Here is a 1152-nt window from a genome sequence, read left to right as displayed (position 1 = left end):
ATAGCGCTCCAGCAGAGATGCGCTTTTGAGTTGCCACTGCAGTCCCATGAAGGCCCAGTCGATAAACTCGTTGATCTCCTCAGCGCTGAACTGCATGGCTTTGCCGATCTCGAAAATTAGCTCCTCTTCTTTTTCCACCAACTGGCTATTCACCACCGCCATTGCTGCCAAATCCCGCAGGATCAAGGCCCCTGCCGCATTGCGCATGGGCGGGATCCCGCTGATATCCAAAGGTGCACCTGCTTCATCGGCCAGATAGGTTTGGGCCAGTGGCGCTTCGATGCCTACCCCTTCTGCGATTTGCATGAAGAAAGAGGTTTCTTCTTCGTCCAACTGGCCATCTACTCGGGCCACCGCGATCAGGGCCTTGAGGTAGAGCTGGCGCTGCTCGTCTGTCAAATCGGCGTAGTTGATCATGGGAGTTGCTGCTGAGTGTAGGGTTTTCTCTTCAACTCTGCCATGAAGGTTGCCTTCCAAACCGGGGTCGGACATTTTCCAGTCAAGTTCCAGTCAAGCAGAAAATCGCTTAAAATAAAAAGCCTGTGTCTACCGGCCAAACGCCAAAGGCTCGGAGCGAGGCTCTGGAGCTTCAGCAGGCTTGGCGGGTCTAGGCGAACTCTTTTTTGGATTTTTTGGATTTTACAGCTTGCGGAGCGTCCCCCAAGGAGTGGATACCCCATGGTCAAATTGCGGCTCAAGCGCTACGGAAAAAAGCGGCAACCCAGCTATCGCATCATCGCCATTGAAAGTAAAAGCCGCCGTGAAGCCCGTCCGCTAGAGGAACTGGGTTACTATAACCCGCGCACCAAGGAGACGGTTTTGCAAACGGCAGGCTTGCTGAAGTGGTTGCGTTGTGGCGCTCAGCCCACAGAGACGGTGGACAGTCTCCTCAAAAAGGCCGGCATCTACGAGATGTTGAAAGCAGGGGAAGGCGGAGTGGTTGCCTCGATTCGCATCCCGGCCATCGCCAAGCCTGAAGCTGGGATCCCTGAGGCGGCAGAAGAGGCCCCTGCAACAGAATCCGTGGCCGAGGCTGAGGTCGCCGATGTTCCCGAGTCTGAATTGAGCGAAGCTGCCACTGAGACAGCAGCGGCAGAATTAAGTCCTCCAGAAGCTGAAGTTGAAAAGCCTCAGGTTGAGGAAGCGGTTGAG

General features: G+C 55.1%; 2 protein-coding genes. One reads left to right on the top strand and one right to left on the bottom strand.

Translation table 11 applies throughout. The features are described 5' to 3' along the window. The coding region (locus NW820_RS01585) for a TerB family tellurite resistance protein (RefSeq protein ID WP_414406498.1) at positions 1-492 on the bottom strand (492 nt) is incomplete at its 3' end. 186 nt (positions 493-678) lie between these two features. On the opposite strand from NW820_RS01585, the gene rpsP reads away from it, so the two are divergent. Then, positions 679-1152 (top strand): 30S ribosomal protein S16 (rpsP, locus tag NW820_RS01580; RefSeq protein WP_414406497.1); only part of this gene is annotated, 474 nt, incomplete at its 3' end.

It is taken from the genome of Synechococcus sp. R55.7, assembly GCF_047461955.1.
Classification (GTDB): Bacteria; Cyanobacteriota; Cyanobacteriia; order Thermostichales; family Thermostichaceae; genus Thermostichus.
The sequence above is the reverse complement of the archived record's forward strand: the minus strand, read 5'-3'. Positions and strand labels throughout refer to the sequence as shown.